The sequence below is a fragment of the Vibrio sp. UCD-FRSSP16_30 genome (assembly GCF_001676025.1).
Classification (GTDB): domain Bacteria; phylum Pseudomonadota; class Gammaproteobacteria; order Enterobacterales; family Vibrionaceae; genus Vibrio.
This window is the reverse complement of sequence record NZ_LZFW01000024.1, coordinates 74177-89589: the sequence shown is the minus strand read 5'-3', so window position 1 is coordinate 89589 and position 15413 is coordinate 74177. Positions and strand designations below refer to the sequence as shown.

The 15413-nt window shown below is 41.6% G+C and carries 16 protein-coding genes; 5 read left to right on the top strand and 11 right to left on the bottom strand.

The genetic code is table 11. The annotated features are described in order from the left end of the window. The first annotated feature begins 134 nt into the window (after window positions 1-134). Window positions 135-536 carry a YkgJ family cysteine cluster protein gene (locus tag A9260_RS10735; protein ID WP_068698840.1) on the top strand — a complete coding sequence of 134 codons (402 nt, stop codon included), beginning with the start codon at window positions 135-137 and terminating at the stop codon, window positions 534-536. Between the two features lie 53 nt (window positions 537-589). On the opposite strand, the gene A9260_RS10730 is transcribed toward A9260_RS10735, so the two are convergent. Both A9260_RS10730 and A9260_RS16715 read right to left on the bottom strand, forming a co-directional pair. After that, window positions 590-1162, bottom strand: coding sequence for a hypothetical protein (locus tag A9260_RS10730; protein WP_068698838.1), 573 nt, complete (start codon window positions 1160-1162; stop codon window positions 590-592). Between the two features lie 226 nt (window positions 1163-1388). Continuing rightward, entirely contained in the window at window positions 1389-1520 is a 132-nt protein-coding gene (locus tag A9260_RS16715) for an STAS/SEC14 domain-containing protein (protein WP_373604479.1), read from the bottom strand. Window positions 1521-1628: 108 nt separating this feature from the next. Between A9260_RS16715 and A9260_RS10725 the strand changes: the two genes are divergently transcribed. Beyond that, window positions 1629-2603: a transposase gene (locus A9260_RS10725; protein ID WP_068698836.1), complete on the top strand. Its 975-nt coding sequence runs from the start codon at window positions 1629-1631 to the stop codon at window positions 2601-2603. Window positions 2604-2855: 252 nt separating this feature from the next. Here the strand turns inward: A9260_RS10725 and A9260_RS10720 are convergent, their stop codons facing one another. The 4 genes from A9260_RS10720 to pheS all read right to left on the bottom strand — a co-directional run bounded on the left by A9260_RS10720 (window position 2856) and on the right by pheS (window position 7999). Continuing rightward, window positions 2856-3047 carry a YwbE family protein gene (locus A9260_RS10720; RefSeq protein WP_068698834.1) on the bottom strand — a complete coding sequence of 64 codons (192 nt, stop codon included), beginning with the start codon at window positions 3045-3047 and terminating at the stop codon, window positions 2856-2858. Between the two features lie 112 nt (window positions 3048-3159). Then, entirely contained in the window at window positions 3160-4446 is a 1287-nt protein-coding gene (locus A9260_RS10715; protein ID WP_068698833.1) for a DEAD/DEAH box helicase, read from the bottom strand. 164 nt (window positions 4447-4610) lie between these two features. Further along, window positions 4611-6998, bottom strand: coding sequence for a phenylalanine--tRNA ligase subunit beta (gene pheT / locus A9260_RS10710; protein WP_068698831.1), 2388 nt, complete (start codon window positions 6996-6998; stop codon window positions 4611-4613). Between the two features lie 17 nt (window positions 6999-7015). After that, complete coding sequence (gene pheS / locus A9260_RS10705; RefSeq protein WP_068698829.1) at window positions 7016-7999, bottom strand: phenylalanine--tRNA ligase subunit alpha; 984 nt, start codon at window positions 7997-7999, stop codon at window positions 7016-7018. Window positions 8000-8409: 410 nt separating this feature from the next. Between pheS and A9260_RS10700 the strand changes: the two genes are divergently transcribed. After that, window positions 8410-9495, top strand: coding sequence for a PQQ-dependent sugar dehydrogenase (locus A9260_RS10700; protein WP_068698827.1), 1086 nt, complete (start codon window positions 8410-8412; stop codon window positions 9493-9495). On the opposite strand, the gene A9260_RS10695 is transcribed toward A9260_RS10700, so the two are convergent. Next, window positions 9487-10320, bottom strand: coding sequence for a sulfurtransferase (locus A9260_RS10695; protein WP_068698824.1), 834 nt, complete (start codon window positions 10318-10320; stop codon window positions 9487-9489). The two genes, A9260_RS10700 and A9260_RS10695, sit on opposite strands and share 9 nt — an antisense overlap. A gap of 298 nt (window positions 10321-10618) precedes the next feature. On the opposite strand from A9260_RS10695, the gene A9260_RS10690 reads away from it, so the two are divergent. Further along, the gene (locus A9260_RS10690) at window positions 10619-11101 is read left to right on the top strand and encodes a GNAT family N-acetyltransferase (RefSeq protein WP_068698822.1); all 483 of its coding nucleotides are present in this window, start codon (window positions 10619-10621) and stop codon (window positions 11099-11101) included. Between the two features lie 78 nt (window positions 11102-11179). On the opposite strand, the gene rplT is transcribed toward A9260_RS10690, so the two are convergent. The 4 genes from rplT to thrS all read right to left on the bottom strand — a co-directional run bounded on the left by rplT (window position 11180) and on the right by thrS (window position 14360). Next, window positions 11180-11533: a 50S ribosomal protein L20 gene (gene rplT / locus A9260_RS10685; protein ID WP_068698820.1), complete on the bottom strand. Its 354-nt coding sequence runs from the start codon at window positions 11531-11533 to the stop codon at window positions 11180-11182. Window positions 11534-11575: 42 nt separating this feature from the next. Next, a complete protein-coding gene (gene rpmI / locus A9260_RS10680) occupies window positions 11576-11770 on the bottom strand; it encodes a 50S ribosomal protein L35 (RefSeq protein WP_068698818.1) in 195 nt (64 codons plus the stop codon). Between the two features lie 103 nt (window positions 11771-11873). After that, window positions 11874-12428 carry a translation initiation factor IF-3 gene (infC, locus tag A9260_RS10675; RefSeq protein WP_082957085.1) on the bottom strand — a complete coding sequence of 185 codons (555 nt, stop codon included), beginning with the start codon at window positions 12426-12428 and terminating at the stop codon, window positions 11874-11876. A 3-nt stretch (window positions 12429-12431) separates the two neighbouring features. Further along, a complete protein-coding gene (thrS, locus tag A9260_RS10670) occupies window positions 12432-14360 on the bottom strand; it encodes a threonine--tRNA ligase (protein ID WP_068698814.1) in 1929 nt (642 codons plus the stop codon). Between the two features lie 334 nt (window positions 14361-14694). Between thrS and A9260_RS10665 the strand changes: the two genes are divergently transcribed. Then, a complete protein-coding gene (locus tag A9260_RS10665) occupies window positions 14695-15402 on the top strand; it encodes a DUF3581 family protein (protein WP_068698812.1) in 708 nt (235 codons plus the stop codon). Window positions 15403-15413 lie beyond the last annotated feature (11 nt).

The window sequence follows — 15413 nt, the reverse complement described above, 5'->3', positions numbered from 1 at the left end:
CAACTCAATTTTTAACCGGCGCTCCGCTACACCTAACTGGTTTTAGCATAAGACTATGCAGCGATAAGATACTTAAACGAAAAAAGACGACTAATGATACAATCACGCTCTGATCACCAATGAATGTGCTAACAATGAAAGAATGTAATCAATGTGGAAAATGCTGCATAAAATATGGCGATGGTGATTTAGCAGTATCACAAGATGAGATTGATCTATGGGAGTTATTTAACCCTGACATTTTTGAGTATGTAAAAGACAATCAAATCTGGTTTGATCCACAATCAGGCCAAAGATTAAAGCAATGTCCTTTTCTTGAAACCGTTGCCAACAAAAACCCCCTTGCTCCCAAAAAATACACTTGCAGTATTTATTTAGACAGACCAGAAGATTGTCGTCACTACCCTAGCCTAATTAGCGAAATGGTAAGAGATGAATGTGAAATGATTGAAGCAGTTGATCTTGGCAACCCTAAGAAAGCACAAAAGCAACTTGATATATTAATGCAAGACAGCCGACCTTCGAGTTATTCGTAAGTCAGCACATAAGATTATCTTGTATGTAGCATGCAATAGAACCTATTTGCATTTTATTTAATTCTAGATTTTATTTTTAAATATTCTTCTTTATTGATATAGTTGTTTTTCATTAATAAATCTAATGCTTTAATATTTGCATTTATATCATTTGAACTTTCATTCATTAGAATCAAAGACTGTTTACCTTCTTCAATTCTAATTCTTGAGTCTAATGTTCCTTTCCATTGCGGTGCTTTGCGATGTATCGACGACTTACTTTGCTTCAAATTTAAACTATCACACAAAATAGTGCTTAGACCTGTATCAGTATAAGTGATCGCTACACTAAGATAATGTGTTCTTACTTTATATCCAGCGTAAATGGTACTTTCTGATTCACGCTCATAAAACCATTGCCCTTTGAAATTATGAGTAGCAAAGCTTTCTTCTGAACTAGACATACCTAATGAACGCAAAACAGCGGATCTTTTATCAGCCTTGCTCATATTTGAATTGGTAGGAATAAATTGTTCATGATATATCGCGGGGGTAGTAGTACAACCCTCAACAATAGTACTTGCAGACGAATATGAAATAGGGCTAAGTAATAAAACACCTAGGCATAAAGAAGAAAACTTACTCATTACTCTCACTTTTATAGAATATAAATAATTGATATCACCGCTCACAAAATGATTTACGCATGAAAATACAAGTTATGATTACGGAGTATTATGACTATAATCCCTTATATATTCAATCAATATCAATTATCTAAGTTATACTCAAATCACTAATATTTATTGACGATAAAACTAACCATCAAAAATTTTAATGTTTTCATGGTAATACATAATATAATTCAATATATTAATCAACTAGCCACTCCATCGCTAACGAATAATCACCAAAAGACTTCATTTCGCCGCAGATAAACCAACTACCCACCCTGACCGCTAATTCTTGCCAATCTTTTTCACCGTAGATTGCAATTTTCTCCAGTTTAAAGCCAAATATTTTTATTGAGTTTTTATTGAGCCACCCATAATAAATAACAAATTTTACCTTCCTAGACTAAACTGACATCAGTTATCCGATCTGGAGAAAACTATGCCTCGGCCTCGCAGGACTCAGATTAGTATCGAAGACACCCCCTACTACCACTGTTGCAGTCGAGTAGTTCGGAGAGCATACCTTTGTGGAAGCGACCCTCTATCCGGTAAAAACTATGATCACCGGCGAGCTTGGGTAGAAGCTTTACTCATCAAACTCGAAGGGGTCTTTGCTATCGATATCGCAGCCTTTGCAGTGATGTCTAATCATTTACATGTCGTACTAAAAATTGATGTCGACACTGCCAACAATTGGTCGGATAGAGAAGTAATTGAACAATGGCATAAACTGTTTAAAGGAAGTGATTTAACTCATCGATTTGCAAACGGCAAACTCATTGAAGGCTATGAAACCACACAATTGAAACACTTTATTGCTACTTACCGAAGCCGACTTTGCGACATTAGTTGGTTCATGCGTTGCCTCAATGAACCTATAGCAAGGCAAGCAAATCAAGAAGATAACTGCTCTGGGCGGTTCTGGGAGGGGCGATTTAAATCGCAAGCTCTGCTCGATGATGCAGCTCTAATAGCATGTATGGTTTACGTCGATTTAAATCCGATTAGAGCCAAAATTGCGAGTACTCCTGAACACTCTAATCACACTAGTATTCAACTACGTATTCGAAGTGCTTTAAAAGGTGAACAACCCAAACCTCTTCTCCCTTTCATTGAAAATCAACATCAGAATCAAAGCAAAGGTATCGCTTTTCCTTTAAAAAATTACCTCGAATTACTTGATGAAACAGGCCGAATCGTTCGTAATGATAAAAAAGGCTCAATCAGTGAACATACTAAGGAGATACTCTCCAGAATTGATATTCCTCACGAAAATTGGCTCAAGTTGACTACTGACTTTGGTAAGTTATTTCATGGTCCAGTAGGTACGCTGAATTCCTTAACCTGCTACTGTGAACATTTAGAAAAACGGCGACGACATTTCTCATCTTGTTGCCAACATCTGAAAGCTTAATAGCTTATTCAAGAGTTCTGAACGCCATATACACTCAAATATAACGTTGAGTATATATGCTCATCTAGAACATATTCATTTGACTACCACAAACACTATTTCTATACGAATTTAAGCTCTCATCGCTATTCCCCCTCTCAATCACAAGATAGAAAGAGCATAGCTAAATCTAATTAGCGATATCTGCAATTAATCATTTCTATTAACAATGGGTGGCAAAATTAAATTATGGGTGGCAAGTTAAAAAGAAGGTTATAGGATTTCTTTTACGCGGCCTACGTCACCACTTTCTAGGCGGACTTTAATTCCGTGTGGGTGGTTAGGGGATTTAGTTAGAAGATCTTTAACGATACCGTGGGTTAAGGTGCCTGTGCGTTGATCTTTTTTAAGAACGATATTTACTTCAAGTCCAGGATGAATATCTGCTCGTTGAGTGCCGCTCATTTTCGATTCCTATTGTTTGTTTAAAGTATCAATGAACACATAATATCAATGCTGACCATTGATACTATGTGTATAAAGTTGCCGTAAATGACTCTACAAATTCAGGTTATGTCTAGAAGTCTCTTAACCAAATATCAGAGCTTGATTGTCCTTTATTTTTACGCTTTTTCTTGCCTGTGCCAGCAGGTTTAGCCATCGGCTTATTCGCTTCAAGCATCTCTTTGGTCACGGTCTCATCCACTTCAAATCCTTCAATTTGCTCAAGCTCTAGACGAATTTTATTTTTCTTTTCAATCACTTTAAAGTGATGTAAATCTTCATAATCGATAAGAGATAATGCAAGCCCTACTTCACCTGCACGGCCACTTCGACCAATGCGGTGCATGTAATCTGATGGGCTTCTTGGCAAATCAAAGTTAATCACAACTGGTAATTTTTCAATATCTAAACCACGAGCGGCGATATCTGTCGCAACCAATATATCAATCTCACCAGATTTAAAAGCGTCAAGTATGCGGCTACGAGAGCCTTGACCTTTATCACCGTGAAACACTTCCGCTTCGATTCCACGTCGATACAGTTTGTCTGCTAAATGCTCACAACTGTTTTTAGCGTTTACAAAAACAAGCACTTGTCGCCATTGATGTTTCTTAATCAAATGCGCAAGTACTGCAGTCTTCTCACCTTTATTTACGTTAAAAGCTCGCTGAACTACGGTGCTTTCATCATCACTTTGCAGCTGAATTTCGATAGGATCATTTAGCAATTCTTGAGTCAGTGCTTGCACTTGCTCTGGAAACGTTGCAGAGAAAAGTAATGTCTGCTTTTGCTTTGGCAGTTTAGCCAATAGTTCTGACAACTCTTCGGTAAAGCCAAGACTTAACATACGATCGGCTTCATCAAGCACCAAAGTACTGACTCTATCCAGTTTGATAGCATTGCTAGAGATTAGATCCAACAAACGACCCGGCGTTGCCACCAAGATATCGCAACCACCACGCAGGGCTTGCATTTGAGCATTGACGGATACGCCACCAAATACTGCAACTGTTTTTATTGCGCCATTAAAGTGCGCAGAGTATGACTTAATATTATCGGCAACCTGCTTTGCAAGCTCGCGCGTCGGAACGAGCACTAAACCTGAAACGTAATTACCTTTAGTTGTTTTTTCATATTCTTTTTGTTCAAACAAGGTTTGAAGAATAGGCAATGCAAAAGCCGCTGTTTTACCTGAACCTGTATTTGCTCCTGCAATTAAATCACGCCCAGCTAATACATTTGGGATCACTTGCTCTTGAATCGGTGTTGGCTGTTGATACTCAAGCTCAGTTAGACGAGCGAGTAATGGCTTAATTAAGGCAAGATCAGCAAAGCTGGTAAGATTTGGGGCAGTTGTCATAGAGAATAAGGCTCAAACTAAAATAGTGACGCGCATTTTAGCTTATTTACGCTCACGGAAATAGCACAAAAATCGATGAAGCAAATTGTCGGATTTTACGTATAAAAAAGGGAGCTCAACGAGCCCCCTAATAATCTACGTATTTTGCTAATTGTATGCGCTAATTAGTCACGCAATACAGCATCAAATTTTTCTGATACTGCAGTCACTGTCACTTCTACAGCGCCAGCGATGTCTGCTTCTTCAAGCGTACGTTCAACCGATTGTAAAGTCAGTGCGATAGCAAGGCTCTTCTTGCCTTCTTCAACGCCTTGACCTTGATAAACGTCAAACAATGTCGCGTTTCGCATCAACTCGCCACCGTTTGCAAGACATGCCGCAACGATGTCGCCAGAAGCAACTGCTTCATCAACAACCAAAGCAATATCACGACGGTTTGCCGGGAACTTGGATACTGCTACCGCTTCAGGAAGAACGCGAGTAGCAATTGCAGACCACTCAAGTTCAAACACAATAGTGCGACCATTAAGGCCAAACTTGCGTTCTAACTCTGGGTGAACGGTACCAATTACACCAACTTCTTTACCATCAAGGATAATGGCAGCAGATTGTCCTGGGTGAAGTGCTGGGTGCTTAGTTGCAGCAAAGCTGTAAGCTTTGTCGTTACAAGTAAGCTCTAAAACAGCTTCTAAGTCGCCTTTAAGATCAAAGAAATCAACCGTGTTGGTTTCAATGTCCCAGTGCTCTTCACTACGAGTACCAGCAATCACACCGGCTAGCATTGGTTCTTGACGCATGCCATTTTCAGCATTGGTATCAGGAATAAAGCGTAAACCTGTTTCAAACAAACGAACACGAGGTTGCTGACGTTTTTGGTTGTGAACAACTGTGTTTAGCAAGCCTTGAATCAACTGCAAACGCATTGCTGACATATCCGCAGAGATTGGGAATGGCAGAATTAATGGTTCGATGTTTGGTTCAATCAGTTTTTGTTGCTCAGGCTCTACAAAGCTGTACGTGACCGCTTCGTGATAACCGCGATCCACCAGCAAATCACGAACACGTTTTAGGGGCTGGTTCGCCTCTTTGTGATCGTTCATTGTTAGAGCCGCTAGAGGCGCTTGGTTTGGAATATTGTTGTAACCAAAGATACGGCCTACTTCTTCAACTAGGTCTTCTTCAATTGCAATATCAAAACGCCATGTAGGCGCAACGGCGTTCCAGCCAGCTTCTGTAGTTTCAACAGTGCAACCAAGACGCTCTAAAATCTCAACAACATCAGCATCAGAGATAGAGTGGCCTAGTAGGCTATCAAGCTTGCTGCGACGTAGAGAAACAGTATTTGCTTTTGGTAGCTCTTGTTCAGATTCAACACCAGCAATAGGCGCTACTTCACCGCCACAAATTTCAACAACAAGCTGCGTTGCACGCTCCATTGCTTTGTGTTGCAGTTCAAAATCAACACCACGCTCAAAACGCATTGAAGAATCAGTATGTAGACCGTAAGCACGAGCGCGACCACGGATAGCATCTGGTGCAAAAAATGCACTTTCTAGCAATACATCGGTTGTTTCAGTCGTTACACCAGAGCTTTCGCCACCAAATACACCTGCAATCGCTAGCACTTGGTTATGATCGGCAATCACTAATGTGTCAGCGGTGAGTTTTGCTTCGTTACCATCAAGAAGAGTCAGTTTCTCGTCTTGCTCAGCCATACGAACCACAATGCCACCTTCGATCTTACTAAGATCAAATGCGTGCATTGGTTGACCTTGCTCAAGCATCACGAAGTTAGTGATGTCAACGATAGGATCGATTGAACGAATGCCACAACGACGCAAGTTTTCTTGCATCCAAATTGGAGTGCTAGCTTTAACATTTACATTCTTAACCACACGGCCAAGGTAACGTGGACAAGCTTGCGGTGCTTTCACATCGACAGTAACAGTGTCAGTGATGCTTTCAACAGCGGCGGTAAACTCAGGCTCAGTTACCGCTTCACGGTTAAGAACGCCAACTTCACGAGCCAGACCACGGATGCTAAAGCAATCAGCGCGGTTAGCGGTTAAGTCAACATCAACAGTCACATCATTTAGATCTAAGAATTCACGGAAATCAGTCCCTACTACTGCAGTTTCTGGTAATTCCATGATGCCGTCAGATTCAACGTCAATACCAAGCTCTGTGAAAGAACACAGCATGCCGTATGATGGTTGACCACGTAGTTTTGCTTTCTTGATTTTGAAATCGCCAGGTAAAACAGCGCCCACAGTTGCCACTGCAACAAGGATGCCTTCGCGACAGTTAGACGCGCCACATACGATATCAAGAAGTTCTTCAGCGCCAACATCTATTTTTGTTACGCGCAGTTTGTCAGCATCTGGGTGCTGACCACACTCTACAACTTTACCAACTTTAACGCCGGAAAATTCGCCCGCTACAGGGAGAACGTCATCAACCTCTAGACCAGCCATTGTAATTTGGTGTGTTAGTTCGTCAGTAGTAACCGCAGGGTTAACCCACTGACGAAGCCATGATTCACTGAATTTCATCTATTTGTGCCCCTGAATTACTTGAACTGTTTAAGGAAACGAAGGTCGTTCTCAAAGAACGCACGCAAATCCGTTACGCCGTAACGAAGCATCGTTAAGCGCTCAACACCCATACCAAATGCAAAGCCTTGGTATTGTTCAGGATCGATACCAACAGAACGAAGTACATTCGGGTGAACCATGCCACAACCTAGAACTTCTAACCATTTGCCATCTTTACGTTTCACATCAACTTCTGCTGAAGGTTCAGTGAATGGGAAATAAGAAGGACGGAAACGCACTTCTACTTCTTCTTCAAAGAAGGCAACTAGGAAATCAGAAATAATGCCTTTTAGCTGTGCAAAGTTGACATTCTCATCAACCAACAGACCTTCGATCTGGTGGAACATTGGCGTATGAGTTTGGTCATAATCGTTACGATACACACGACCTGGCGCGATGAAGCGAAACGGTGGTTTGCCGTTTTCCATCGTACGAATTTGCACACCAGAAGTGTGAGTACGAAGCATCAAGTCAGGGTTAAAGAAAAACGTATCGTGATCAGTACGAGCCGGATGATCGTCTGCAATGTTCAAAGCATCGAAGTTATGGAATGCATCTTCGATTTCAGGACCTGATTCTGTTGCAAAACCAAGCTCACCAAAGAACTGTTCCATACGCTCGATTGTGCGAGTAACAGGGTGCAAACCACCGTTCTCGATACGGCGACCTGGTAGAGTCACGTCAATCATTTCAGCGGCAAGTTTAGCTTCCAACTCAGCTTTTTGTAGACCGTCTTTACGAGCTGCAATCGCTTGTTGAACGGCACCTTTCGCTTTGTTGATCTCTTGACCTGCACTACGGCGTTCTTCTGGTGGCAATTTACCTAGGCTTTGAAGTTGAAGCGTTAGCTCACCTTTTTTACCTAAGAATTGAACACGCACTTCATCCAGTGCGACTAACGATTGCGCTTCTTCGATAGCTGCAGTCGCGTTAGCAATAATCTCTTGTAGATGTTGCATTATTTCCTCGTCTGCCTAGTGGCAGTAACCTTCGGGATTTAGGGTATTTTTAATAGTTACACATAGTAATAAAAGGCAGGCACAAAGCCAAACCTAAATGGGAGGAAATTGAAGATTTCTTAAATCTAGGCCAAGATCAGGCGCAACAATGGACATATTGGCTTGCTTTTACTAAGTACCTCGTCACTAATTTAGTTTTGATATCACAAACTAAGCCAGTATTTAGCATTATTTTGAATCAACAATGCCGCACGCCTTTAGTTCTCCTCACATCAGGGATCCGGTATTAAACCTCTAGGATCCTCCTCCAGACCTCACAGTTATTGATAACGATTATCACTTTAAAAACAAACACTCATATAATAATTAATATACTTATACCGTTAGCAAGTCACTAAGGATGTTAAACAATGACTTTCAAAAAGCGACCACAGCTTGCCACCCTAGCCTGTGCATTATTTGGATTTAGCTCGGCAAGTTTTGCCTACCAATTGGAAACGGTAGCCACTGGCTTATCTGTGCCTTGGTCTATTGAATTTGTTGATAGTGATACTGCTTTAGTTAGTGAACGCAACGATTCTATTGTCGAGTTAGATATTCGCTCCGGTAAAATTACGCCGCTGTATAAACCTAAAGATGTGTACGCCAAAGGCCAAGGTGGATTGCTCGATCTTGCATTTCATCCCCAAAATAATTCACAGCTCTTTATTACTTATAGTCAAAGCTCAGATTTAGGGGCAACCACGTCACTGGCCTCAGCAACCTATAAACCGGGAGCTATAAGCCAGTTTACTCCCCTATTAACCACACAATCTCACTCAGATACTGGGCGTCATTTCGGCAGTCGTATTGTATTTGATGATAACAACATGCTGTATTTTTCTGTTGGCGATCGAGGCGTTCGAGATAATGGTCAAGACTTATCAACCCATGCCGGCAGTATATTGCGAATCAGCGCAGATGGTTCGACTCCCAGTGACAACCCTTTCATCAAAGACAATCACGCATTAGCGCAAATTTGGAGCTACGGTCATCGCAATCCACAAGGGCTTACCTTTGATCATCTAAATAAGCAGTTATGGGCAATCGAACATGGCCCACGCGGTGGCGATGAGATCAATAAAATAAATAAAGGTCACAACTATGGTTGGTCACAAACTTCCCATGGCAAAGAATATTGGGGTCCTATTAAGGTGGGTGACTCGCAGTATAAAGAAGGCGTGACAGCGCCAGCGTTGGTCTATACCCCATCTATCGCACCATCATCACTGATACTGTATCGCGGAAAGCGCTATCCTAAACTTAATGGCAAATTACTCGCTGGCGCTTTAAAACTCACGCATATTAATGTGGTTAGCTTTAAAGAAGGTAAGTTAGTCGAAGAACAGCGTCTGTTTGAAGATCAAGATGAAAGGATTCGTGATATTCAAGTCTCTCCTGACGACTATCTTTACGTCACCACCGACAGCGGTAAAGTGATGCGCCTTTTACCCTAAAGGCAAATCCGTTCGCGAACCCCACTGTGCCCAAGAACCGTCATATAACTTGCTATTGGTCAGTCCTACTTCATGGGCGGCCAATAGTAAAATACAAGCCGTAATACCTGAGCCACATGAAAATATTAGATCACTGTCCTTTATCGCTCCTATATCACTAAAGATCTTATGTAATTGCGCTGCGGGTTTAAAAGTATGCCCTTGCATTAACGAACTAAAAGGCAAATTGACCGAGTTAGGGATGCGACCGGAGCGTACGCCAGGCCTTGGTTCAGCGACCTCACCGTTAAAACGTGCAGAGCCACGAGCATCAATAAGGCAATATGATGGCAAAGTTAACCTATCTAACACCGTTTGGTAGTCACAAACCAACTCATCACGATAAGTGCCTACAATATTCCCCCTCTCAACGGCGCGACCATAGCTAGGCGTTGTGACATAGCCCTGTTCAATCCATGCAGGTAGCCCACCATCTAATACTTTCACATTATCAAATCCCATAACCTTAAAAGTCCACCACGCTCGCGGGGCGCTGTAAATACCTTGGTTATCATAAATCACAATCTGGCTTTGTTGATTAATACCCAGCTTTTGTGCTTGCTTGGTAAATTGAGCTTGAGTAGGTAATGCATGTAGCTGCGTTGATTCTTGGTCACAAAACTGCATTTCAATATCCAGCGGCAATGCACCCGGAATAGCAATAAGCTCATCGTATTCGATAAGCTTCTTTCCCACTACGTTCAACATAAACGCATCAAGGATAATTAAATCTGCATCATCGAGATGCGCATTCAACCACTGACAATTGACTATTGCATGACTCATTAACTGCTCTCATAAATATGGACACCCATAGTTAATTATTGATGAATCAGTAAAAACTACAAGTACAAAACCCTACTGTTCTCACCATCAATACCGCAAGATACCAGTATATAAAAGGTATCGGTCTATTGTACTGTTGCAATATGGGCTCTCGTTATTATGGGTGTCCATATTTAAGTTGTTGTGTTATGGGTGTCCATATTTAAGCTGTTGTGGTATTTAATGTGGGTGTCCATATTAAAAGGTGACTCTATGGCTATGGTTACCTTGGGTCTTGATTTTTTATTTGGAGAATTGTGTGTCTGTTGAAATTATCCCTATTCAACCTCAGTTTGATCTTGTGATTAAAAAAATCATTAAGTCTGTAGGGGCTGAGTTTGGCGCTGTTGGTGAAGGTTACGGTCCTTCTGATCCTGAAGTGGAAAACATGAGTGCCTATTACACGATGCAAAATCAAAGTCGTTATTTTATTGCGATAAAAGATGGAGTGGTCATTGGTGGTTGTGGTGTTGCGCCTTTTACTAAAGGCAGTGCGACTTGCGAGCTTAAGAAGTTATTTTTACTAGAAGATGCCAGAGGGCTAGGCTTAGGTGTAAAACTGACCGAACAATGCCTCAGCTTTGCTCAACAACAAGGCTTTAGCCATTGCTATCTTGATACCCTTTCTAATATGACATCCGCAATAAAGCTGTATGAAAAACTCGGATTTAGTCATTTATCCGAACCATTAGAAGGTACCGTACATAATATGTGCGATGTTTGGATGCTTAAAACCTTATAAACATCAGATTGTTATATAACAGATAATAAAAAAGGAGACCCTGAGGTCTCCTTTAAAGATAAGCTTTAACGTTCTAAATTATAGAGCAGCTTTTGCTTTTTCAACTAGAACTGCAAATGCAGCTTTGTCGAATACCGCGATATCCGCAAGGATTTTACGGTCAATCTCAATAGATGCTTTCTTAAGGCCATTGATGAAACGGCTGTAAGATAGACCATTTTGACGAGATGCAGCATTGATACGAGCGATCCATAGCTGACGGAACTGACGCTTTTTGTTGCGACGGTCACGGTATGCGTATTGACCAGCTTTAGTAATTGCTTGGAAAGCTACGCGGAATACACGTGAACGTGCTCCGTAGTAACCTTTAGCTTGTTTTAGAACTTTCTTATGACGTGCACGAGCTTGTACACCACGTTTTACGCGAGGCATTATGTCTCTCCTAAACTAAACGAATTAAATAACTAAAAAGAATTAAGCGTATGGCATCATACGTAAAACGCGAGCAACTTCACATTTAGGAAGGATTGCGTTTGGACGTAGCTGACGCTTGTTCTTAGTAGTACGCTTAGTCAAGATGTGACGTTTACCAGCGTGCTTAAATTTGATACCACCAGCAGTTTTCTTAAAACGCTTAGTTGCACCTTTGTTGTTTTTCATCTTAGGCATGATGAATAACTCCGCATTGTTGAGTTGTTAATAACATAGTAATTAGGGCGAATAAAACCCTGCCACTTGAAGCAGCAAGGTTACATTACTTGCAGGCCGTTAATTACTTCTTTTTAGGGGCTAACACCATAATCATCTGGCGACCTTCTATTCTCGATGGGAAAGATTCAACCACTGCAAATTCTTCAGTGTCTGCTTTCAAACGATTTAGAACGTCAACACCGATGTTTTGGTGAGCCATTTCGCGGCCACGGAAGCGAATTGTTACCTTCACTTTGTTGCCGTCTTCAAGGAAACCAGTCAGGTTGCGTAGTTTTACCTGATAGTCTCCGATATCAGTTCCAGGTCGGAATTTTATTTCCTTAATCTGAATCTGCTTTTGCTTCTTCTTTTGCTCTTTAAGAGCTTTGCTCTTTTCAAAGAGGAACTTACCATAGTCCATCACACGACAAACAGGTGGCTCGGCGTTAGGGCTGATCTCTACGAGATCCATACCAGCTTCGTCTGCTGCAGTTTGCGCATCTTGGTAAGATACGATACCTACTGGCTCACCGTCAGCGCCTGTTAAGCGAACTTCACGAACGCTTCGAATCTCACCGTTTAAACGGTGCTGGTTTTGTTTGGCCGGTTGTTGTTGGCCACGTCTTCCGCCTTTAATAGCTTATTCCTCCAGATTGAGCTTACGGCTTGAAACTTCGGCTTGGATGTATGTGATAAAATCATCCACTTTGAACTTGCCTAGGTCCTTGCCCTTTCGAGTACGTACTGCGATTTCGCCTGCTTCCATTTCTTGGTCGCCGACCACCAACATGTACGGTACACGTTTTAAAGTGTGTTCGCGGATTTTAAAGCCAATCTTCTCATTTCTCAAGTCCGCTTTGGCTCTAATTCCACTTTTTTGCATTTTTTGTGCGATTTCTTGAACATATTCTGACTGTTTGTCCGTAATATTCAAAATAACCGCTTGTTCCGGTGCCAACCACGTTGGGAAGAACCCAGCGTATTCTTCAATAAGAATACCAATGAATCGTTCTAATGAACCCAAAATAGCACGGTGAATCATAACAGGAACTGAACGTTCGTTGTTTTCACCGACGTAAGTTGCGCCTAAACGACCCGGTAAGTTGAAATCGAGTTGCACTGTACCACATTGCCACGCACGATCCAGACAATCATACAAAGTAAATTCAATTTTCGGTCCGTAGAACGCACCTTCACCCTCTTGGATCTCGTATGCGATGTCCATAGATTGAAGTGCTTGCTCTAGTGCTTTCTCTGATTCATCCCAGATTTCATCAGAACCGACACGCTTTTCAGGGCGAGTAGAAAGTTTCACTACGATGTTGTCAAAACCAAATGTTTGGTAGGTATCGTAAACCATCTTGATGCAGCTAATCACTTCATCTTGAATTTGGCTTTCCATACAGAAGATGTGAGCATCATCCTGAGTGAAGCCACGCACACGCATAATACCGTGTAATGCGCCTGATGGTTCGTTACGGTGACATGAACCGAACTCTGCCATACGCAGCGGTAAGTCGCGGTAAGATTTCAAACCTTGGTTAAAGATCTGAACGTGACCCGGACAGTTCATTGGCTTGATAGCGTATTCACGGTTCTCAGAGCTGGTCGTAAACATCGCGTCAGCGTATTTGTCCCAGTGACCAGAACGTTCCCAAAGAACGCGGTCCATCATTAGAGGACCTTTTACTTCTTGGTAATCATACTCTGTCAGTTTTTGACGAACAAAGGTTTCTAGATCACGGAAAATAGACCAACCATTATGGTGCCAGAAGACCATACCCGGTGCTTCTTGCTGCATGTGGAACAAGTCCAAGTGCTTACCAATCTTACGGTGGTCACGTTTAGCCGCTTCTTCAAGACGCGTTAAATGCGCTTTCAGTGCTTTCTTATCGTGAAATGCTGTGCCGTAGATACGTTGCAGCATTTTGTTGTCACTATTACCACGCCAATATGCACCGGCTACGTTTAATAACGTAAAGTGCTGACAAAAGCCCATGTGCGGTACGTGTGGACCACGACACATGTCAATGTATTCTTCATGGTGGTAAAGACCTGGACGATCGTCTTTAGCAACGTTTTCATCCAAGATAGTAGTCTTGTAGGTTTCACCGCGCGCTTCAAAAGCGTCACGAGCTTCCTGCCAGCTGACTTTCTTTTTAACGACTTGATATTTAGTTTTTGCAAGCTCCTTCATACGCTTTTCGATTTTATCCAAATCTTCTTGCGTAAGGTGGTGCTCCATATCGATGTCGTAGTAAAAACCACTGTCGATTGTTGGACCAATCGCCATTTTTGCATCAGGGTAAAGTTGCTTAATTGCATGACCAAGAAGGTGAGCACATGAGTGACGCACGATTTCTAAGCCATCAACTTCATCTTTTGCAGTGATGATTTCAAGGCTTGCATCTTGTTCGATAAGATCACAAGCATCAAAACGTTCGCCATTCACACGACCCGCAATGGTTGCTTTAGCAAGACCAGGGCCGATAGAAGCTGCGACATCAAGAGTTGATACAGGGTTGTCAAATTGACGCTGACTGCCGTCAGGAAGAGTAATTACAGGCATTTTAAGTCCTATTCCAGTGGTGTTACATACGAAGCAACACATGTTTAAGTTAATCTCTTGCGTTCAATGCCTTAGAAAACAAGAGCCAAATAAAGGTGCTACTAAACCGTTCACAATTACTGATGTGAACAATGCCATTTAACAGCGAGCTGAGCATTGTAACCAAAATATCTCAAATAACAATAAAAATGGCGCTTATGCAGTGAAAATTCTGTGTGTTTTTTAATCGCAAATAATTATTTTTTACACACTTTCTCACTGGATAGACCATTATTTTTTTACTCTTTGATATACTTCAAAAATATCTGCAATTATTAAGAATTTATGCATCACTATGTTTTTATCTCCCTACTTTGAAAGCAAAGACTCTAAATTTTCTTTTACACGCCCACAAGCGAGTAATTTTGCTAAAGGCATTGCCGGTGATTTCAACCCGATTCACGACGAAGACAATAAACGCTTCTGTGTACCTGGTGATTTACTTTTCGCTGTATTGCTGCAAAAAGAAGGGATCAACCAGAGCATGGAATTTACCTTCTCTGGAATGGTAGGCGACAATGTGGAACTTGAAATTAACCATACTTGTGAGCAAAACAGCTCTGTCGTCGATAGCAAAGGTAAGCAATGCCTAAGCCTTTCCCGTAGTGGCGATAACAGCACTGATGCCGAGCTTATTGAAAGCGTGATTCGTGGGTATGTACAATTTTCGGGAATGAACTTCCCTCACATCATGGTTCCTCTAATGAAAGAAGAACAAATGATGTTCAATACAAAACGTCCACTTATTATCTATGAAAGCATGAAGTTAGAGTTTAATCGCTTTGATATTAAGCAGCCGACTGTTGAGCTTTCTAGTGCGACTTTTGATGTATCTGGAAAACGCGGCGTAGTAACGCTTAACTTTGAGTTTAAAGGCGAAGATCAAGTCATTGGCACCGGTACGAAACGCATGATTGCCAGTGGTCTTATTCCTTGGGTTGAAGAAGATATGATGGCGTACGTCGATAAGTTTAATGCGGCCAAAGGTAATTTTAATCAGTAATTTATGTCAAC